General features: G+C 66.9%; 18 protein-coding genes. 4 read left to right on the forward strand and 14 right to left on the reverse strand.

Features of this window, described 5'->3' with window-relative positions; all coding sequences use genetic code 11:
- Positions 1 to 15 precede the first annotated feature (15 nt).
- Positions 16 to 258 carry a hypothetical protein gene (locus tag JL101_RS16630; protein WP_201079259.1) on the reverse strand — a complete coding sequence of 81 codons (243 nt, stop codon included), beginning with the start codon at positions 256 to 258 and terminating at the stop codon, positions 16 to 18.
- Between the two features lie 117 nt (positions 259 to 375).
- The gene (locus JL101_RS16635; protein ID WP_158046181.1) at positions 376 to 585 is read right to left on the reverse strand and encodes a cold-shock protein; all 210 of its coding nucleotides are present in this window, start codon (positions 583 to 585) and stop codon (positions 376 to 378) included.
- A 408-nt stretch (positions 586 to 993) separates the two neighbouring features.
- On the opposite strand from JL101_RS16635, the gene JL101_RS16640 reads away from it, so the two are divergent.
- A complete protein-coding gene (locus tag JL101_RS16640) occupies positions 994 to 1,680 on the forward strand; it encodes a LuxR C-terminal-related transcriptional regulator (RefSeq protein ID WP_203097425.1) in 687 nt (228 codons plus the stop codon).
- 28 nt (positions 1,681 to 1,708) lie between these two features.
- On the opposite strand, the gene JL101_RS16645 is transcribed toward JL101_RS16640, so the two are convergent.
- From JL101_RS16645 to JL101_RS16655, 3 genes are all read right to left on the reverse strand, one after another.
- Positions 1,709 to 2,752 (reverse strand): NADP-dependent oxidoreductase, encoded by a 1,044-nt coding sequence (locus tag JL101_RS16645; protein ID WP_203097426.1) that lies wholly within the window; start codon positions 2,750 to 2,752, stop codon positions 1,709 to 1,711.
- 410 nt (positions 2,753 to 3,162) lie between these two features.
- Positions 3,163 to 3,531 (reverse strand): response regulator, encoded by a 369-nt coding sequence (locus tag JL101_RS16650; protein WP_228434884.1) that lies wholly within the window; start codon positions 3,529 to 3,531, stop codon positions 3,163 to 3,165.
- A 7-nt stretch (positions 3,532 to 3,538) separates the two neighbouring features.
- Complete coding sequence (locus JL101_RS16655) at positions 3,539 to 5,290, reverse strand: histidine kinase famiy protein (RefSeq protein ID WP_203097427.1); 1,752 nt, start codon at positions 5,288 to 5,290, stop codon at positions 3,539 to 3,541.
- A 321-nt stretch (positions 5,291 to 5,611) separates the two neighbouring features.
- On the opposite strand from JL101_RS16655, the gene JL101_RS16660 reads away from it, so the two are divergent.
- Positions 5,612 to 6,001: a DUF983 domain-containing protein gene (locus JL101_RS16660; protein WP_203097428.1), complete on the forward strand. Its 390-nt coding sequence runs from the start codon at positions 5,612 to 5,614 to the stop codon at positions 5,999 to 6,001.
- A 56-nt stretch (positions 6,002 to 6,057) separates the two neighbouring features.
- Positions 6,058 to 7,461 (forward strand): aminotransferase-like domain-containing protein, encoded by a 1,404-nt coding sequence (locus tag JL101_RS16665; RefSeq protein WP_203097429.1) that lies wholly within the window; start codon positions 6,058 to 6,060, stop codon positions 7,459 to 7,461.
- Between the two features lie 56 nt (positions 7,462 to 7,517).
- Here the strand turns inward: JL101_RS16665 and JL101_RS16670 are convergent, their stop codons facing one another.
- Positions 7,518 to 10,253, reverse strand: a complete 2,736-nt coding sequence (locus JL101_RS16670) for a glycosyltransferase (RefSeq protein WP_203097430.1) — start codon at positions 10,251 to 10,253, stop codon at positions 7,518 to 7,520.
- 277 nt (positions 10,254 to 10,530) lie between these two features.
- Between JL101_RS16670 and pal the strand changes: the two genes are divergently transcribed.
- Complete coding sequence (gene pal, locus JL101_RS16675) at positions 10,531 to 11,103, forward strand: peptidoglycan-associated lipoprotein Pal (protein ID WP_203097431.1); 573 nt, start codon at positions 10,531 to 10,533, stop codon at positions 11,101 to 11,103.
- A gap of 119 nt (positions 11,104 to 11,222) precedes the next feature.
- Here the strand turns inward: pal and JL101_RS16680 are convergent, their stop codons facing one another.
- From JL101_RS16680 to nifS, 8 genes are all read right to left on the reverse strand, one after another.
- Positions 11,223 to 11,516, reverse strand: a complete 294-nt coding sequence (locus JL101_RS16680; protein ID WP_203097432.1) for a ferredoxin family protein — start codon at positions 11,514 to 11,516, stop codon at positions 11,223 to 11,225.
- Entirely contained in the window at positions 11,513 to 12,814 is a 1,302-nt protein-coding gene (locus JL101_RS16685) for an FAD-dependent monooxygenase (RefSeq protein ID WP_203097433.1), read from the reverse strand. The genes JL101_RS16680 and JL101_RS16685 overlap by 4 nt, the downstream gene beginning before the upstream one ends.
- 26 nt (positions 12,815 to 12,840) lie before the next feature.
- Entirely contained in the window at positions 12,841 to 13,944 is a 1,104-nt protein-coding gene (locus JL101_RS16690; protein ID WP_203097434.1) for an electron transfer flavoprotein subunit alpha/FixB family protein, read from the reverse strand.
- A 108-nt stretch (positions 13,945 to 14,052) separates the two neighbouring features.
- A complete protein-coding gene (locus JL101_RS16695) occupies positions 14,053 to 14,883 on the reverse strand; it encodes an electron transfer flavoprotein subunit beta/FixA family protein (protein ID WP_203097435.1) in 831 nt (276 codons plus the stop codon).
- A 196-nt stretch (positions 14,884 to 15,079) separates the two neighbouring features.
- The gene (nifW, locus tag JL101_RS16700) at positions 15,080 to 15,415 is read right to left on the reverse strand and encodes a nitrogenase-stabilizing/protective protein NifW (protein ID WP_203097436.1); all 336 of its coding nucleotides are present in this window, start codon (positions 15,413 to 15,415) and stop codon (positions 15,080 to 15,082) included.
- A 34-nt stretch (positions 15,416 to 15,449) separates the two neighbouring features.
- On the reverse strand, positions 15,450 to 16,277 hold the full coding sequence (cysE, locus tag JL101_RS16705; protein WP_211111144.1) for a serine O-acetyltransferase: 828 nt from the start codon (positions 16,275 to 16,277) through the stop codon (positions 15,450 to 15,452).
- 21 nt (positions 16,278 to 16,298) lie between these two features.
- Entirely contained in the window at positions 16,299 to 17,456 is a 1,158-nt protein-coding gene (nifV, locus tag JL101_RS16710; protein WP_203097437.1) for a homocitrate synthase, read from the reverse strand.
- Between the two features lie 94 nt (positions 17,457 to 17,550).
- On the reverse strand, positions 17,551 to 18,747 hold the full coding sequence (gene nifS / locus JL101_RS16715; protein ID WP_203097438.1) for a cysteine desulfurase NifS: 1,197 nt from the start codon (positions 18,745 to 18,747) through the stop codon (positions 17,551 to 17,553).

Here is an 18,747-nt window from a genome sequence, read left to right on the forward strand (position 1 = left end):
GGCGGTCCGGGTTCTCTACTCGGCCGCCTTCGCCTTCGCGCGCTTGCGGGCGGATGCGGGGCGCGCCGCGTCCGATGCCTGCTTGGCGGCCTGCTTGGCCTGCCGGCGGGAAGCGAGTTCCTGCTCGAGCGCCGGCATCAAGGCCGTCGCGGCTTTCTTCTGAGCCGTCGTGCCGCTCTGCAGCAGGCGCGAGGCATTTCCGTTCAGCGTGGCGAGGGCGCTGTCCGTCATATCGGGAAGCTTGGCAGCAAGATCCACGATGGTGACCTCCCTTGTTCGGGGTCGCCTTCAGGAACCGGACCGGGGCCGGTTCACCTGGAGGGAGACCGGGCCAAAAACAGGAACGGGCGGCCGAAGCCGCCCGTCCCGTACCAGTCAGAGAGCCCGGAGGCTTTCCGCCGAGCTCTTGCCGCGACGCGGGTCGCGGACGATCTCGTAGGAAAGCTTCTGGCCTTCCTGGAGATTACCGAGGCCGGCGCGCTCGACGGCCGAAATGTGGACGAACACGTCCTGGGTGCCATCGTCCGGCTGGATGAAGCCGAAGCCCTTGGTGCTATTGAACCATTTCACTGTGCCAGTGGACATATGTCTCTCCCAAGCTGGCGTTGCCCCGCGCAATATCGCGGATGGGGCATCGAGGTGACTGAGGGCAGACCAGTACCGGCACGAGGGACGGTAGACGTGGAAGACCAGAACAGCATCGACACCCCTAATGTGGGACTCCCCGTCACCATAAGCAAGACGCGATTTCACCGAAAGCTCGAGCCGAAGGATTTAATCCCGGGGCTGAATGTCGCAAAAGATCGGCAAGAATTAATGCACGCCCATGGCCAAAAAAGTCCGAGCTGCTTCTTCTCGGAGATTCAGGGATTATGTGTTAACCCATTAAGACAGTAACCCTAAATAGGCGACAAAAAGGCCTTATTTTTCCACTTTCATCCTGTCGTCTTGAGGTAAGTTGGGATGGTTTAATTTATACCTCTGAGGAACCCAATGCCTCCTGTACAGGTCCTTTTGATCGACCACAACAAGCTGTTCCGCGAAGGCCTGAAACTCCTTCTGAGCGGGGAGAAGTTCGAAATCTCCGGCGAAGCTCAGAACGTCGCCGAGGGCGTTTCCCTCGTGCAAGGCGGGCTGAAGGTCGAGCTCGTGCTGCTCGACATGACCTGGAACAGCGACACGGAAACCGAAACCCTGCGGACCCTGCGCGACCTGCTGCCGGACGGCCGGATCGTGCTGCTGGCCGCCGACATGGACCCGCAGCGGCTGATCTCGGCCCTTGCCGCGGGTGCCGACGGATGCCTGATGAAGGATCTGTCGGCCGACGCGCTGATCCAGTCGCTCCGCCTCGTCATGATGGGCGAGAAGGTTTTCCCGACTCATCTGGCGGCCCTGCTGATCAGCGGGCGGATCAACACCAGCACCCTGGACATGCCGAGCGCCCGCAAGGGGCTGTCCCAGCGCGAGGTGCAGATCGTCCGCTGCCTGCTGAACGGCGACAGCAACAAGGTGGTCGCGAATCACCTGAACATCACGGAAGCCACCGTGAAGGTCCACCTGAAGAGCCTTCTGCGCAAGATCAACGCGACGAACCGGACGCAGGCCGCGATCTGGGCGCTCAACAACGGCTTCGCCAACGAGCCGGCCCAGCAGCAGCAACCCACGAGTAAGGCGGGCTGAGCGCTCCCGGCGCCCAGCCCCTCCGGTCTCAGTCCTGGCTGATCCGGACCAACTGCTTGCCGCGGTTGGCTCCGGCCAGCATCCCGATGAACGCCCGGGGCGCCGCCTCGATGCCTTCGGCCACATCCTCCTTGTAGGTGACGCGGCCTTCGCGCAGCCATCCGGCCATGGTATGGCGGAATTCCTCGGTCCTGTGGGCGTGGTCGAAGACCAGGAAGCCCTCCATCCGGGCCCTCTTGACCAGAAGCTGCCTCATCCATCGGATGCCGATGTCGCGCTTCTCCAACTCGTTGTAGACCGAGATGGTCCCGCAGATGATGACCCGGCCGTGCAGGGCGATGTTGGCCAGGGCCGCGTCGTGGACGACTCCCCCGACATTGTCGAAATAGACATTCACGCCGTCGGGACAGCAGTCGGCCACCTCCCGCGACAGGGTATCCAAGTCCTTGGTCCCGCCGTGCCGATCCCTGTAGTTGAGCGCCGCGTCGAACCCGAGCTGGTCGCGGACAAAGGCGAGCTTGTCGTCCGATCCGGCGATGCCGACCACCCGGCAGCCGCGGATCTTCGCGATCTGGCCGACCACCTGGCCGACAGCGCCCGATGCCGCCGACACCAGCACGGTCTGTTCCGGCTGCGGCTCGCCCAGGTAGAGCAACGCGCAGTAAGCCGTCATTCCCGGCATGCCCAGCACGCCCAGGTAATAGGAGGCCGGCGCCAAGTTCGGATCGATGCGGGTGATCCGCTCGCCGGGAAGCACCCCGAATTCCTGCCAGCCCGTATTGGCCAGCACCATGTCGCCGGGACGCCAGGCGGGATGCCGGGACGTGACGACCTGTCCGACCGCTTCGCCGGGCATGACGCCGCCGACCTGCACCGGCTCGGCGTATGACTTCGCGGCGCTCATCCGGCCCCGCATATAGGGATCGAGCGACAGGAAGCCGTTGCGGATCAGCACCTCGCCGTCGCTCGGATCGGTGAGCGGCACCCGCTCGATCCGGAAATCGCCTTCCACCGGAGCCCGGTTCACCGGCCGTTCCGCCAGCACTACGCGCGTGTTGTTACCCTCGGGCATGTCGCCTCCACTCCCTCACGGCTTTCTTGATGCGCTTCCGAAAGAACGCGCTCTTCTTTGACGCAATGCCGCCCCCGTACGGGAGCCGGAAAGTCCGGCCCGGTGGTTCCGAGATGTCGGGGGCGTGATGCGGATGGGACACTAGCGTCTGCATGCCCGGGGAACAAGCGTCGCAGCCCCGTCCCCCCTGCGGCCTGCGCCTGGCCGAAAAGAAAAAAAGGCCGCACGGAGGCGGCCTGAGTCTAGGGAGGAAACGCCCAAGAGAGGCGTCGCAGCATCGCTGCTGCACTGCGGAAAATGGTCTCGCGGCGAATTGGTTTCAATCAAAAAAGTAATGCGCGTATCAGACTTTCCGAATATGCACATCAGGCCGGACGGACATCAGCCGATAGACCGCGCAAAAGCGGAAATCAGAAGTCCCGAAGGGTGCCGCAGTCGGCCAGCAATTCCGTCAGCCGGGCAGTGAGGGCACGGGGGCTGACCGGCTTCGCCAGCAGGACCGTCATCGGAGCGCCCAGGTGGACCTCGCCGGCGTACCCAGTCACGACCACCGCCGGCAGGTCCGGCCGCCGTTCGCGCAGCCGATCCAGCAGTTCGCGGCCGCCCATGCGCGGCATCGCCAGATCCGTGACCAACGCTTCCGCAGGATCGCGGGCATCCGCCTCCAGAGCCTCAATGCCGTCCCGCGCCACCGTGACCCGGTGTCCCTCCCCCTCCAATGCGTCCTGAAACATCAGCGCGATCAAAGCCTCGTCCTCGGCCAAAAGCACATGCGCCACGTCGGCTTTACCCCTCGTGCTGAAATTTATCCGCGTCCATCGGACGAGCGGTGTCCGCCTCGCCCAGTGCGGACCGGACCCGTTCCGCCAAATCGCCGCGCCGGTATGGCTTGTTGAGGATGTCCATGCCCGACCGGTCGGCGCCGGGCACCGCCGCTTCGTCGGTATACCCCGTGGTGAGCAGCACCGGCACGCCGGGGAAGCGGTCGCGCACCCGCCGCGCCAGCACCAGGCCGTTCATTCCCCCCGGCATGACCAGATCCGTGAACAGCAGGTCGACGGCGTCCCGGTCGTCGAGCAGATCCAACGCCTCTTCCCCGCTCCGAGCGGACATGACGTTATAGCCCAGGTCCCGCAGATGGGTTTCCGCCACATGGCAGACGTCGTCGTTGTCCTCGACCACCAGGATGGTCCTGACCGGACCGGCTCCGGGCTTGTCGGCCGCGCGCGCGACGCCGCTGACATCCCCGGGTTCGGGAGCGGGCGACCGGGCGGTTTCGACGGGAAAGATCATCCGCACCGTGGTCCCCTCGCCCGCCCGGCTTTCGATCTCCAGCCGTCCGTGGGACTGTTGAACGAAGCCGTGGACCATGGCGAGGCCGAGCCCGGTTCCCGGCGACTTGGTGGTAAAGAACGGTTCGGTCGCCCGCTGGGCCACCTCCGGCGGCATGCCCAGGCCGTTGTCGGTCACGCACAGCACCACGTAACTTCCGGATGGCAGCTGGTGGGCGGCGGATTTCCCGCTCAAGGTTCGCGTCGCCGTCGCGACGGTCACCCTGCCGCCGTTCGGCATCGCGTCGCGCGCGTTTATCAGCACGTTGAGAAGCGCCATCTCCAGGTGGATCGGGTCGAGCAGGCTGGACGGCAACCCCGGCTTGAGATCGAGCCTCAGGTCGACCTTGTCGCCGATCGTCCGGACCAGCATCTCGCTGAACTCGACCACCAGGGAATTGAGGTTCACCCGCCGAGGCTCCAGCCGCTGCTTCCGGGCGAAGGTCAGCAGCTGCTGCGTCAACTTCGCTCCCTGCTCTGCCGCACGGTTGGCACGCTCGATCGCCCGCTTCAACACGTCGTCGTGCCCGGCCTTCGACCCGGCGACCTCCAGGTTTCCGGAAATGACTTGAAGCAGATTGTTGAAATCGTGGGCGAGCCCGGCCGTGAGCTGGCCGATCGCTTCCATTTTCTGCGCCTGGCGAAATGCCTGCTCGGACGTGCGCCGACGGGTCACGTCCATCTGCGAAGCGAAAAAATAGAGCAGCTTTCCTTCCTGGTCGAAGATCGGCCCGATGAAAAGCGCATTCCAGAAGGGAGTACCGTCGCGCCTGTAATTCAGGATGTCCACCGCGACCGCCCGCTGCTCGGACAAGGCGGTCCGGATCTCCTCGACCGCTTCCGGATCCGTTTGGGGACCCTGGAGGAACCGGCAGTTCCGGCCCATCACCTCGTTCTCTTCATACTGGGACAGTTCGAGGAAGGCGAGGTTGGCGAAGACAATCGGGTTGTCCGGCTGGTTCGGGTCGGTGACCAGCATCGGCATGCGGGTCATTTCGACCGCGGCGAAGAACACGCTGCTGCGGTCCTCCAGTCCCGGCCGGGTGATGTAGCCCTCTTCCCAGTGCCGGGCGCCCGGCGTTCCCGTGGGCGAGTAGCTGTGGCGGCTGTCCAGCCGTTTGCTGGCGGGACGGCCGGCACTCTGGCCGCCACCTTCGACGTCGAGCGACTTTTCGTCGCCCGCCTTGTTGTCTTTCCCGCCGATCATCGAACCGCTGCTCGCCCCGTACCGTAGAATACCGAATGTGATCACGACCTGTGGCGAGGTCGCTTCGCAGGAGCAAGTCCCTTGGGGAAAGCCGCGCCTGAACCGGACCGCACGAAGGCGAACTGACGAGGCAAAACGTCGAACTGAAGGGGTTGTTCCAACCGAATGTCCCGAATTTGTACCACCGGTGCGGGGCCTTCCCTCCGGAGCAAAGCAGGGCCGGTCTCGACCTGGACGGTATGCCCTGACATTCACCCTTGTGTGGATGTCCTGTATGCATACATTTGCGGATAAACTGATCCATACAATTGGTGCATCGACATGGAACCCTATAGCGAGCCTCTCGGCAAAAGCTCCCTGGAACTGGGCGCGCGGGGGCTGTGCCCCCGATGCGGCAAGGGGCATATCTTCAACGGTTTCCTGACCCTGGCGAAACAGTGCGAAGTCTGCGGCCTCGATTTCTCCTTCGCCGATCCGGCGGACGGCCCCGCCTTCTTCGCCATGTCGATCGTTAGTTTTCCCATCGTCGGGTTCGCGGCTTGGCTGGAACTGGCGTTCGAGGCACCGATCTGGGTCCATCTGGTGACAACCCTGCCACTGCTGGTGGGATCCTGCCTGGCATTGCTCCGGCCCCTGAAGGGCTGGCTGGTCTGTTCGCAATACATCAACAAGGCGAACGAAGGCCGCTTGACCCCGCGCGACAAGACCTGACAAATGCCGGATACGGGTTGGCAGCCGAACCGGAATCGCGAAGGGGGGAGCGCAGCTTGAAGGAGGACTCCGCACGCTGCTCCTGGATTCCCGACCTTTCCGGCGCTTCCGGTCCGATCTATCTCGCCCTGGCGGATGCCATCCAGGACGGCATCGCCGCCGGGGCCCTGCCCGAGGGCGAACGCCTGCCCACCCACAGGGCTCTCGCCGCTGCCCTCGACCTGGACCTGACCACGGTCACCAGGGCCTATGGCGAAGCGCGCCGGCGTGGGCTGGTGGATGCCGCAGCCGGACGCGGCACCTTCGTACGCGGCCCCTTGGCGCAGCCTCCCATGGTCGAACCCCTCCCCGCGGAGATCGACCTTTCGATGAACTTGCCGCCGCAGCCCCTTGCGGCGGCCATCCCCGCGAAGCTTTCCCAGACCATGGCCGCGATCCTGCGGCGAAGCGATGCGGCCCGGGTGCTCAGCTACCATCCCAGTGCCGGCGGCACCGCGGAGCGCGCCGCCGCGGCCCGGTGGCTGGCCCCCCTGCTCGGCACCGTCCCGCCTTCCCGCGTCCTGATCACGGCCGGCGGACAGGCAGCGCTTATGGCGCTCCTGACGACCCTGGCGCCGCCGCGCAGCACGGTTCTGACCGAGCAGTTCACCTATCCGGGCCTGCGGGCCATCGCCGCACAGACCGGCATCACGCTGGAGGGGCTGCCCATGGACGGGGACGGCCTGCTTCCCGAAGCCCTGGATGCCGCCTGCACCCGGCTGAAGCCGGCCGCGCTCTATACCATCCCCACCATCCAGAACCCGACCGCAGCCACCATGCCGCCGGCGCGCCGCGCCGCCGTGGCGGAAATCGCCCGGCACCACGGGCTGGCGGTGATCGAGGACGACGCCTACGGGCTGCTGCCGCCGGCACCGGCGCCGCCGCTCGCGACCTTTGCGCCCGACCAGACCTGGTATCTCGGCACGTTGTCGAAATGCCTGCTGCCGGCCCTGCGGGTGGCGTATCTGGTCGCTCCAGACGACCGCTGCGCCGCCCGCATCCAGGCAGCGCTGCGGGCGGTCTGCCAGATGGTCCCGCCCCTGTCGGCCGCGGTCGCAACCCGGTGGGTCCAGGATGGCACCGCCCTGCGCTTGGTCGAGGACATCCGGGCCGAGGCGGCCCGCCGTCAGGAGGTCGCCCGTCGGGTCCTGCCAGCCGGCAGCTTCGCGGCGCACGGCCAGGGTCACCACATCTGGCTCAGGCTGCCCGCCGGCTGGAGCGCCACCGGATTCACCGCCCAGGCCCGCCGCTTCGGCTTTGCCCTGGTCCCCGACACCGCCTTCGCCGTCGGACCGGCACCGGACTCCGCCGTCAGGATCTCGCTGGGAGCGGCGCCCGACCTCGACTGCCTTGCCGCGGCGCTCGGGAGGATCGGCAGCCTTCTGGACGAGAACGCCGACGCCCTGCCGGAGATCGTCTGACCTCCGGCAGGGCGCCGCTTGCTCTTCAATTCACGATGAGGCGGGCCGCGGGGTGGTCAGCCTCCCGCCGCGTCGGCGACCAGCGCGCCGGCCGGCTGGGAAGCCGCCAGCGGGACGGCAACCGGCTCCGGCATGGCATCGGCGGCCCTCTCGCGGACCGGCATCAGGTCGGTCGCCGCCAGCAGCGCCGCGATCAGGTTGGGCACCGCCATGACCGCCAGCAGGATGGTCCACAGGGTCAGCGACACGGTGCCGGCATGGTTAAGCACCGTGGCGATCAGGCAGCAGACCACCAGCAGCCCGGCCAGCACGGCTTCCGGCACGGCGGGGAACTTCGCCGCCTTCTTCCGCTTGCCTTTCGATGTCACCTTGAAGGGCTCGTGCTTGGTGAACAGGCCCTTCAGCACGGCGGCACCGACGGTGTAGTTCAGGCTCATGCCCAGCAGCGCGGTGCCGACCGTCTCGCCCCAGCCGTGCCGGGACGCGAACTTCGTCAGCGCCATGCTGGCCGCGGCCCGCAGCATCAGCGCCGCGATCGCGATGGCCGTCACCTCCGGCGGCGGCAGGTGCAGCGGCAGCACGGTCGCCAGCAGGGTCCAGGTGATGGCGCCGGCGCCGGCGATCAGTCCCAGGGCATCCGACCACCAGCGCGCCCAGCCGGTCCAGAAGTGGAGCTTCTGGGCGCCGTTCAGGCCCTTGGCGCCGGGCAGCAGGGCGCGCAGGTGGGCCTTCATGATCTGGACCGAGCCGTAGGCCCAGCGGTGGCGCTGCTGGCGGAAGTCCTTGTAGCTGTCCGGCGTGATGCCGGCTCCCAGCCGCTCCGTCGTGTAGTGCTGCTTCCAGCCCTGCTCCAGAAGGGTCAGGCCCAGCTCGGTGTCCTCGACGATGCACCACTCGGACCAGCCGCCCAGGTCCTCCAGGGCGGAGCGCCGGACCATGATCATGGTGCCGTGGGCGATCAGCGCGTTGTCCTCGTTCCGCTCGACCATGCCGCTGTCGAAGAAGGCGCGGTACTCGGCCGCCATCAGGCGCTTCAGCAGCGACTGGTCGCCGTCACGGTGCTCCTGCGGCGCCTGGACGAGGCCGACGGCCGGATCCGAGAAGGCGGGAGCCAGCCGGCTCAGCCACTGCGGAGACACGGCGTAGTCGGCGTCCAGCACCGCGATCACCTCCGCCTCGTCGGCGGTGATCCGGAGGGCGCGGTTCAGGGCGCCCGCCTTGAAGCCGGTGATCGGGTTGAAGTTGGCGAACTTGAAGACGGTGCGACCCAGCCGCTCGTTCAGGGTCCGGCAATGGTCCTCGACCGGGGTGATCAGGCCCATGTCGTCGGTGTTGTTGATCGCGACGACCACCTCGAAGGCCCCGTACTCCTGGGCGGCCAGGCTGTCCAGGGTGGCGTTCAGCATCGCCGGATCCTCGTTCCGGGCGGCGATATGGACGGACACCATCGGCTCCCGCACGGCCACGCCGGCGTTGCGGATCAGCGCCGCGGCGCCCTCGGCCGGCAGCAGGCGGGTCGGACGGCGGCCCAGCAGGGTCCTAGTCATCTCGTCCAGGTCGGCGAGCGCCAGGATCAGCAGGATGCCGCCCAGCGTCAGGCCGCTGCCCCACATGATCACGGTGCCCATGGTCGGGTAGACGCCCATGGCGGCCAGGACGGCCCAGGCGGTCATGCCGGCCGAACCGTGGGCGGCGATCGACCACAGCAGGGTCTGGAGCACGGTGGCCCGCCGGCGGAACAGGGCGGGCAGCGACAGGAAGACGCCGACCAGCACCGACGCGACGCCGACCGCATAGGCCTCCGGCTTGGGCTCGACCGCGCCCTGGAGCTGCCACTTGGGCTGCCGGTCGGCGTCGAGCACGCCCCAGAACGGGCCGGGGCTGCCTTCGATCGCGGTCTTCCAGGGCTGGTCGAACGCTTCGATCACGTTGTACTCGACGCCCATGCGCTTGGCGTCCTGGGCGAATTCACGGATGATCCGGGCCTGCTCGGGGCGCGACGCGTGAGCATTGCCGAAATTGTCGCCGTCCGACGGCCAGCCGATTTCACCGACCCAGATCGGCTTGCCGGGATAGGCCTGCCGGATGCGCTTGATCTTGTCCAGGGCGTAGGGCAAGGCGCCGGAGCTGTCGAGCTTTTCCCAGTACGGCAAGGTGTGGATGCCGACGAAGTCGGACACCGCGACCGTCTTCGGCGCGTTCAGCAGCTCCGACCAGGTATCGGCCGTGCCCACGGGGATGCGCCGCGGCACGCGTGCCCGAACCTCGGCGACCAGGGCCGCGAGGCTCTCGTCGGTCTGGTCGGCGCGCAGCAGCGACTCGTTGCCGACCACGACGCGCACGACGTTGGGCGTGCTGCGCGCGATCGCCACGGCCTGGTCGATCTCCTGCCTGTTGTGCTCGGCGTCGGCGTTCAGCCAGATGCCCAGGCTCACCTTCAGGCCCATGCGGGCCGCCACGCCGGGGGCACGGTCCTGACCGTCGGAAACGGTGTAGGTCCGGATGCCGTCGGCGATGCCGTTGATCGCCGCCATATCCTTGCGGATGTCGGCGACCGACACGTGCTGGTCGTCTTCCGGGCTGAAGTCGCGGCCGGAAGGGCTGTACGACACCGATTGCAGGCGGCTCGGCGATGCCGCCACATCCACCGGGGCGGTCTGGCCGCGCCAGATGCCGAGGTGGGTCATCGCCGTCCCGGCGATGACCGCAGCCATGAGGGTCAGGGAAAGAATGGTCCGCCTGGGCGGAGTGCGTGTGTCCACCGCCGGTGAGCCGGTGGGAAGGATCGACATGGCCGTTTTTCTGGGGGTGAGTGGTTGAGCGGGAAGCTACTCAGGAAGGGGTGATGCCGGGGCGACCGTACCAAATCCGATTTTGCCGCCACATTACCGGATCACACTCTAATCGAGTTTGCGCAGATGGGTATGTGACAGCTATCACTTGGCTACGATGTCGCAGGGGCCGAATGCCATCAATCGGCTTCTTGTCGGCTTCGTTAACGGTTTAGTAGCCATATTTATTCTATGTGTCTGCGGACAAATCTAGGCCAGTCGTCATAAAGGGTATGCAATGCGGTTGAAGCTTATCGGGATAATGGGCGCCCTGCTCGTTCTGACGGCTTGCGAGTCGGCTCCGTGGGACGCCTCGAGCAGCAGCGGCATGGGTGCGGTGAACGGAGCCCCGATCGGCGGTGTCGGCGCGGGCGGCCCGGGCGGAGTCGGGGTCGGAGGCATCGGGGGTGCTGGCGGCCTGTCCGGTGCGCGTCCCGGTGCCGGCGGCGTGATGCCGGGTTCCCAGCAGGATCTGGCCAACAGCGTCGGCGACCGGGTGTTCTTCGGATACGACCAGGTCGACCTGAGCGCGGAGGCCCGGGCGACGCTGGAACGGCAGGCCCAGTGGCTGAAGCAGTATGCCAACGTGACCGTCACGATCGAGGGCCACGCCGACGAGCGCGGCACGCGGGAGTACAACCTGGCGCTCGGCGACCGCCGTGCCAACTCGGTCAGGAACTACCTCGTCACCCAGGGCATTTCGCCCAACCGCATCGCGACGCTGAGCTTCGGCAAGGAACGGCCGGCGATCGGCGCGTCCGGCGAGCAGGCCTGGGCACAGAACCGCCGCGCAGTGACCATGGTCAACTGACCTCTCTCTGCGGCGGCAGCGAAACGAAAGGGCCTCGGGAGCAAACCTCCCGAGGCCCTTTTGCTTGGCTGCCGCGGAACGGGCGCCGAAGCGGCCCGTTCCGCGGATCAGACCCGACCTCAGCCGAACTTGTAGCTGATGCCATAGCCGCCGCGCGGATAGTTCCACGAGACATTGCCATGGTCCTGGCAGATGACCCGGCAGGTGCCGCATTCCAGGCAGCCGTCGGTCACGAGATTGACGCCGCCGGCGTCGTCCTTCGTGTAGCAGTTCGCCGGGCAGCAGAAGGTGCACGGCTGGCTCTTGCAGTTGGACGCGCAGACCTCGGCGTCCTTGATGTAGATGTGGGGACGGTTCTCGTCGACGATGTACCGGTTCTGGTAAAGCTTGTCTTCAACCTTGATCATGCTCATCGGAAAGCCCTCGCCAGCTTGAATGCGTCACCGACCAGTCCGAACAGCGAGCGCCGCTTGGCGAACGATTTCAGGATCTGGTTCTCCTTGGTCTTCTTGTCGACATTGTCCACGGTGAAGAGATTGTGGGCGGCGCCGTTCAAGAGGTCCGGATAGGCGCTGAAGAACTGCGGCGACATGTGCATGATCTCCGGCAGGTTCTTGTACTTCTTCAGGTCCTTCATGACGAAGCTCTCGTCGAGCTTCTTCTTGTAGAGGGCGAGGTTGGCGGCGACCGGCGCCTTGCCCTGCTTCTTCAGCTCGATGAGCGTCTCGGCGGCGAACCGGCCGCTGGTCATCGCCAGGTTCGACCCTTCGCGGTGCGCGGCGTTGTTCAGGTGGGCGGCGTCGCCGACCACCATCCAGCCGTCGCCGCAGACCTGCGGGACCGCCTTGTAACCGCCCTCGGGGATCAGGTGGCCGGCATACTCCTTGACCTCGCCGCCCTGGATCAGGGGCTTGATCACCGGATGGTTCTTCAGGTCCTCCAGCAGCTTGTACGGGGCGATGCCCCTCTCCTTGAAGTCGGAGATCAGGCAGCCGATGCCGATGGTCAGCGATTCCTTGTTGGTGTACAGGAACGCGGTTCCGACCATGCCGCCGGTGACCTTGCCCATCATCTCGATGACGACGCCTTCGTCGCCCTTCACCTGGAACCGCTGCTCGATCAGCGCGGGGTCGATGAAGTGGATCTCCTTCACCGCCAGCGCCGCGTTCTCGGGAGGCAGCTCCGGCTGCAGGTCTGCGCGGCGGGCCAGCAGGGCGTTGACGCCGTCGGCCATGATGACCACGTCGGCATGGACCTCGCCGTTCTCGCGGTCGGTGCGAACGCCGTAGACCTTGCCGTTGGCATCGCGCAGCAGTTCGGTGACCGTGGTCTCGCAGATCACGAGGGCGCCGGCTTCGCGGACCTTCTCGTTGAACCACTTGTCGAACTGGGCGCGGATGATGGTGTAGCGGTTCGGGCGCTCGCTGTTGAAGCTGTCGGACCGGTAATTGGTGCCGATATAGCTGTCGTCGCCCAGTAACCAGATGCGCTGCTCGATGATGTGGCGTTCCAGCGGCGCGTCGTCGCGGAAGTCGGGGATGATCCGCTCCAGCGCGTCGGCATACATGATCGCGCCCTGGACGTTCTTGGAGCCGGAATATTCGCCGCGCTCGATCTGCAGGACCTTCAAGCCACCCTTGGCCAGGGTGTACGCCGCCGAGTTGCCGGAAGGTCCGGCGCCGACGACGATGGCATCAAACTTCTCTACCATGTCAGGCACTCTCCTCTGGCGGGTGGTCAGCTCGCCTTGCGGTTGACCAATCGGCGCTGGCGGAACTGCTCCGTCAAGGCCGGAAGAATCTGCAGCGCGTCGCCGACGATGCCGTGGTGGGCGAAGTCGAAGATCGGTGCGTTGGGATCGGTATTGATCGCCAGGATCACGTCGGAATTCTCGCAGCCGACGCGATGCTGGATGGCGCCCGAGATCCCGGCGGCGATGTAGAGCTTCGGGCGGACCGTCTTGCCGGTCTGGCCGACCTGCCGGTCGCTGGTGACCCAGCCGGCCTGCGTGCAGGGCCGCGACGCCCCGACCTCGGCCCCCAGCACTTCGGCCAGGTCCCAGACCAGCTTGAAGTTCTCCGGCTTCTGGAGCCCCTTCCCGCCCGACACGATGATGTCGGCGAAGGCGAGCTGAGCCTCCTCCTGGTCGCTGTCCGGGATGAAGTCGAGCACCTTGGTGACGAAGACCTCTTCCGCCAGGTTGGGCGTCACTTCGATGACGCGCCCGGTGCGGGTGCCGTCGCGCTCGGGCATCTGCATGACGCGCGGCCGGATGGTCGCCATCTGCGGGCGATAGGCCAGCGTCTGGATGGTGCACAGCAGGGTACCGCCGAAGGTCGGGCGGGTGGCTGCCAAGCTGCGGTTCTCGGCGCTGATGTCCAGCTCGGTGCAGTCGGCGGTCAGGCCGGTCAGCAGCGTGGTCGCGATGGCCCCCGCCAGGTCGCGGCCCAGCGTCGAGGCGCCCAGCAGTACGATCTCCGGCTTGAAGGTGTTGACCACGTCGGTCATCACCTTGGAATAAGGCTCGGTCCGGTACTCGGCCAGGACGGGGTCGAGCACCGTGTAGACCACGTCGGCGCCGTAGGCGATCGCCTCGCCGGTGATCTCCCGGATGAACGGGCCGGGGGCGCCCAGGATCACCGCGCCGACCTCGACGCCCAGCTTGTCGGCCAGCTTGCGGGCCTCGCCCAGCAGTTCGTAAGAGACGGTGTGGACCTTGCCGCGCTCCTGCTCGACGATGACCCAGACACCCTTGTAGACTTTCAACTCTTCCGGCAGTTCGAACTTGCGGCCACCGGCGGCCTTCTTGGCGGGGGGTGGATTGGCAGGCGCTTGGCTCATATCGGCCTCACAGTGTCGAAATAGGGGGTCGGCGGACGTCGGATGGTCTCGGGAGCGATCGGGATCGACGGCGGCCGTGTCAGGCGCCCGCCCTCCCCGATCCGCCCTTCACCGGACCAGATCGTTCGCCAGCTTCGGGTAGGTGGTGAAGAGCATGTCGACCGCCGCCGCCGCCTGGGCCTCGGCGCCGCCGTCGACCTCGATCATCTTCGCCTTCTCGGCGCGGGGCTTCGGCACGAACACCTTGGAGACGACGGTGGGCGAGCCCTTCAGGCCGACCTTGCTCTCGTCGTCGACGCAGGTGTCCTTGTTCCAGGTCTTCAGCGGGGTGCGCGCGGCCCGGAACATGTCGTCCATGGTGCCGAAGCGCATCGTGTTGGAGCCCTCCAGCATGGTGATCATGGCCGGCAGGCGGCTCTTCAGGACCTGCACGCCGCCCTCGGAACGCCGCTGGACGGTGATCTCGCGGCTGTCGAGATTCACGTCCTCGATCTTCGCGACATAGGTCAGCTGCTGGAGATTGAGGCGCGTGGCGATGCCCGGGCCGACCTGGGCGGTGTCGCCGTCGATCGTCTGCTTGCCGCAGAACACCAGGTCGACCGGCTCCTCCTCGTGCAGCTTCCGGATCGCGGAGGTCAGCGCGTAGGAAGTCGCCAGCGTGTCGGAGCCGGCGAACTTGCGGTCGGTCAGCAGCACCGCGTCGGTCGCCCCGAAGGATAGCGCCTTGCGCAGCGACGCCTCGGCCATGGGCGGGCCCATCGTCAGGACGGTGACCCGGCCGCCGAACCGGTCCTTCAGCCGCAGCGCCTCTTCCAGGGAGAAAAGGTCGTACGGGTTGATGATCGCCGGCACGCCCTGGCGCATGATGGTGTTGGTGACCGGATGGATCCGGATCTGGGCGCTGTCGGGCACCTGCTTGATACAGACGACGATGTGCATCCCGCTATCCTCTCGACTGGTGGCCCCTCGGGGCTTGCTCAACTCGGTCTATGCAGGGGCCGTGCCAACGTGAAAAACACCAGGGCAGAGGCAGTAAGTCATTGATTTAGATACGCTTTTTCGAAAGAAGCCGGATACGGGCCCTTGCGGCGGCACTTGTCGGCTAACCGACAGGAGCCGCCGCTTGTCGGCTTTCTCACCGGGCGCCGGACAGTGTCAGGCTGTCCAGGGAGACGAAGCTGGCGTTGTGCCGTTCGGCCTGGTCCTTGTGGACCTTGAAGACCTTCTCGGCGATGGCGTCGGACTTGACGAAATCCTGGTACGCCTGCGTGATCAACATCTTGTACCGGTCGCGCAGCAGATCCTCGGCAAGGCTCTCCAGGTTGGGCTCCTCGGCCAAGTAGTCATGGAAGCGCTGAAGGATGTGCAGGCGGTTGACATGGACGACCCGCGCGTCGAAATCGATCCCGAAGAACCGCAGGAAGTCTTCGGCGGTGTTCAGATCATCCAAGTCGTCCTGGAAGCTGCTCATGGGGGAATTCCTGTCGGTGAGGAGTTTGTGAGGATCAATGTTCGCAGCCCGGCAGCTCGCAGCCGGGCTGGTCGCAACTGTTGCCGCACCGCGCGCAGACGATGCCTTCCATGGCCTGGCTCAGCTCGCCGACGACCTCGGCGGCGGTGTGCTCGTCCAGGCGGTTCTCGATCTTGTTGATGTGCTCGATCAGGCAGGCGAGCGCGCGGCCGACCGGGTCCGGCATCAGGTGATGGTCGAGGTCGATTCCATGGTCGGCGATGCGCCGCTCGATCGGCTTGACGATCCGGCCGGGAATGCCGACGACGGTCATCTCCGCCGGGACGTCCTTTGTCACGACCGAGTTGGCGCCGACTCTGCCGTTGCGGCCGATGGTGATCGGCCCCAGGATCTTGGCCCCCGCCCCGCACATCACGCCGTCCTCCAGCGTGGGATGGCGCTTGCCCTTGTTCCAGCTGGTGCCGCCCAGTGTGACGCCATGATAGAGGGTCACGTCGTCGCCTACCTCGGCGGTCTCGCCGATGACCACGCCGGCACCGTGATCGATGAAGAAGCGCCGGCCGATTGTGGCTCCGGGATGGATGTCGATGTTGGTGACCATGCGCGCCAGATAGCTGACGAAGCGCGCCGGCCAGCGGACGTTGCGGCGCCACAGCGCATTGGCGACGCGGTGCGCGATGATGGCGTGGATGCCCGGATAGCAGGTCAGGACGTCGAAGGTGTTGCGCGCCGCCGGGTCGCGGTCGGCGACGCATTCCACGTCCTCGCACAGCAGGCTCCAGATGCTCCGTTCCGGCGGCGGCGCCGACTCCGCGGATGGCGCCCCGCTGGGCGGGGAAGATGTTTCGACGATTCCGGACATGCCGGGCCTCCCGGTTTCAGGTCAGGATGCCAGGACGGCCGACGGCTCGCCCGGGGCGGCGTCGCGGCGGAACTGGAGGAGTTCGTCCGGGGTCGGCGGTCGCTTGAAGGCGCCGGCCACCCGGCGCACCCGCGGCAGGATCGCCTGCGCCTCGCCGTCGCTCAGCTGGATTCCCAGGCCAGCGAACGCCAGCTTGACCCCGGCCGAGCCGGAATGCTTGCCCAGCACGATGCTGTGCCGGCGGCCGACCTCCGCCGGGTCGAACCCCTGGTAGGTCAACGGGTCGCGCAGCAGGCCGTCCACATGGATGCCGGCCTCATGGGTGAAGACGGCGCCGCCGACGATGCTCTTGTTGATCGGCACCGGCCGGTCGGACGCGCTCGCCACCAGCTCCGAGATGGCCGGCAGGCGCATCGCCGCGATCCCGGTATCGGTGCCGTAGAGATGGCGGAGGCCCATCACGATCTCCTCCAGGGCCGCGTTGCCGGCACGCTCGCCCAGGCCGTTGACGGTGGTGTTCACATGGGTGGCCCCGCCGCGGACCGCGGCCAGCGAGTTGGCGGTGGCGAGGCCCAGGTCGTCGTGGGCATGGATCTCGATCTCCAGGTCGGTGCGGGCGCGCAGCGCCTGGATGAAACCGTAGGTCTGGAACGGGTCGAGCACGCCCAGCGTGTCGGCGAAACGGTAGCGCCGGGCACCGGCTGCCTGCGCCGTCTCCGCGACCCGCGCCATGAAGTCGGGATCGGCGCGGGAGCTGTCTTCGCCGCCGAAGCCGACCTCCAGCCCCAGGTCGCGGGCGGTCCGGATCTGGCGGTCGATCTGGGCCAGCGCCCAGGCCCGGTCTCGGCCCAGCTTGCGCTGGATATGGATGTCGGACACCGGCATCGACATGTTGACGAACGGGACTCCGCAGGTGGCGGCCTCCCGCAGGTCGTCGGCCCGCATGCGGCACCACACCATCAGGCGCGCCCGGCCCAGTCCGGCGGCGGCCACCGCGCGAATGCTCTCGCGCTCCTCCTCGCCCATGGCGGGAATGCCGATCTCCAGCTCGGGAACGCCCGCGGCGTCCAGCGCGCGGGCGATCGCGATCTTCTCCTCGACGGTGAAGGCGACGCCGGCGGTCTGCTCGCCGTCGCGCAGCGTGGTGTCGTTGATCGTCACGGAGCTCGGCTCGGGCATCGCGGCGCACCCCTGGGTCAGGCGGAGGAATCACGAGGATGGGGAAAACCGAAGGGGCGCCGGCCGGCAGCATGCCGGCGCCCCTCCCGCAGGATCAGGAATAAACGGGCTGGAAGCCGGCCGCGGCCCCCTGTCCGGTCCAGTAGGGCGACAGCTTGCGCAGCCGCTCGATGATGCCGGGCATGACCCGGATCACCGTATCGACCTCCTCCGCCGTGGTGTCGCGCGACAGGGAGAACCGGGTGGCGCCGTGGGCCGCCGTGTAGGGCACGCCCATCGCCCGCATCACGTGGCTCGGCTCCAGCGAGCCGGACGTGCAGGCCGATCCGGAGGACGCGGCGATGCCCTCCTCGTTCAGCAGCAGCAGGATCGCCTCGCCCTCGATGAACTCGAACGCGATGTTGGCGGTGTTGGGCAGGCGGTTGGCCGGGTTGCCGGTGACGAAGCAGTTGGGGATCGCCTCGACCAGCGCCGTCTCCAGGCGGTCGCGGAGCGCCGCCACCTGGGTCCGCTCGATGGGCAGGGACTCGCGGGCCAGTTCGCACGCCTTGCCCAGCCCGACGATGGCCGGCGCGTTCTCGGTGCCGGCACGGCGGCCGCGCTCCTGGTGGCCGCCGCGAAGCATCGGCCGGAAGCGGACCCCGCGCTTGACGTACAGCGCGCCGATGCCCTTGGGGGCATGCAGTTTGTGGCCCGACAGCGACAGCATGTCGATCGCGGAGTTCGCCAGGTCCATCGGCAACTTGCCGACCGCCTGGACGGCGTCGGTGTGGAACAAGGCGCCGACCTTCTTCGCCATGCCGGCCAGCAGCTCGATCGGGAAGATCGTCCCCGTCTCGTTGTTGGCCCACATGATGGAGACGACGGCGACGTTCTCGGACAGGGCCGCCTCGTACCGCTCCAGGTCCAGGTTCCCCTTCCCGTCCACCGGGATGCGGTGGATCCTATAGCCTTCCTTGCTTTCGAGGAAGTCGCAGAGGCTGAGGATGGCGGGATGCTCGACCACGGAGGTCACGATCTCCCGGCGCTTCGGATAAGCCTTCAGCGCCGACAGGATGGCCGTGCTGTCGGACTCGGTCCCGCCCGAGGTGAAGACGATCTCGGTGTCGAAGGCGGCGCCGATCAGCTTCTGCACCTCGCCGCGGGCCCACTCGATCTTGCCGCCGACCGCGGCGCCGTAGCCGTGCATCGACGACGGATTGCCGAAATGCTCCGTGAAGAACGGCATCATCTCCGCGACGACGGCCGGATCGACCCGGGTGGTGGCGTTGTTGTCCAGATAGATCCCCAT

Source organism: Skermanella rosea (assembly GCF_016806835.2).
Classification (GTDB): Bacteria; Pseudomonadota; Alphaproteobacteria; order Azospirillales; family Azospirillaceae; genus Skermanella; species Skermanella rosea.

Coding starts and splice junctions, on each gene's coding strand:
- JL101_RS16635 (WP_158046181.1), bottom strand. CDS start 585: ATGTCCACTGGCACAGTGAAATGGTTCAATAGCACCAAGGGCTTCGGC.
- JL101_RS16640 (WP_203097425.1), top strand. CDS start 994: ATGCCTCCTGTACAGGTCCTTTTGATCGACCACAACAAGCTGTTCCGC.
- JL101_RS16645 (WP_203097426.1), bottom strand. CDS start 2,752: ATGCCCGAGGGTAACAACACGCGCGTAGTGCTGGCGGAACGGCCGGTG.
- JL101_RS16655 (WP_203097427.1), bottom strand. CDS start 5,290: ATGATCGGCGGGAAAGACAACAAGGCGGGCGACGAAAAGTCGCTCGAC.
- JL101_RS16660 (WP_203097428.1), top strand. CDS start 5,612: ATGGAACCCTATAGCGAGCCTCTCGGCAAAAGCTCCCTGGAACTGGGC.
- JL101_RS16670 (WP_203097430.1), bottom strand. CDS start 10,253: ATGTCGATCCTTCCCACCGGCTCACCGGCGGTGGACACACGCACTCCG.
- pal (WP_203097431.1), top strand. CDS start 10,531: ATGCGGTTGAAGCTTATCGGGATAATGGGCGCCCTGCTCGTTCTGACG.
- JL101_RS16680 (WP_203097432.1), bottom strand. CDS start 11,516: ATGAGCATGATCAAGGTTGAAGACAAGCTTTACCAGAACCGGTACATC.
- JL101_RS16685 (WP_203097433.1), bottom strand. CDS start 12,814: ATGGTAGAGAAGTTTGATGCCATCGTCGTCGGCGCCGGACCTTCCGGC.
- JL101_RS16690 (WP_203097434.1), bottom strand. CDS start 13,944: ATGAGCCAAGCGCCTGCCAATCCACCCCCCGCCAAGAAGGCCGCCGGT.
- JL101_RS16695 (WP_203097435.1), bottom strand. CDS start 14,883: ATGCACATCGTCGTCTGTATCAAGCAGGTGCCCGACAGCGCCCAGATC.
- nifW (WP_203097436.1), bottom strand. CDS start 15,415: ATGAGCAGCTTCCAGGACGACTTGGATGATCTGAACACCGCCGAAGAC.
- cysE (WP_211111144.1), bottom strand. CDS start 16,277: ATGTCCGGAATCGTCGAAACATCTTCCCCGCCCAGCGGGGCGCCATCC.
- nifV (WP_203097437.1), bottom strand. CDS start 17,456: ATGCCCGAGCCGAGCTCCGTGACGATCAACGACACCACGCTGCGCGAC.
- nifS (WP_203097438.1), bottom strand. CDS start 18,747: ATGGGGATCTATCTGGACAACAACGCCACCACCCGGGTCGATCCGGCC.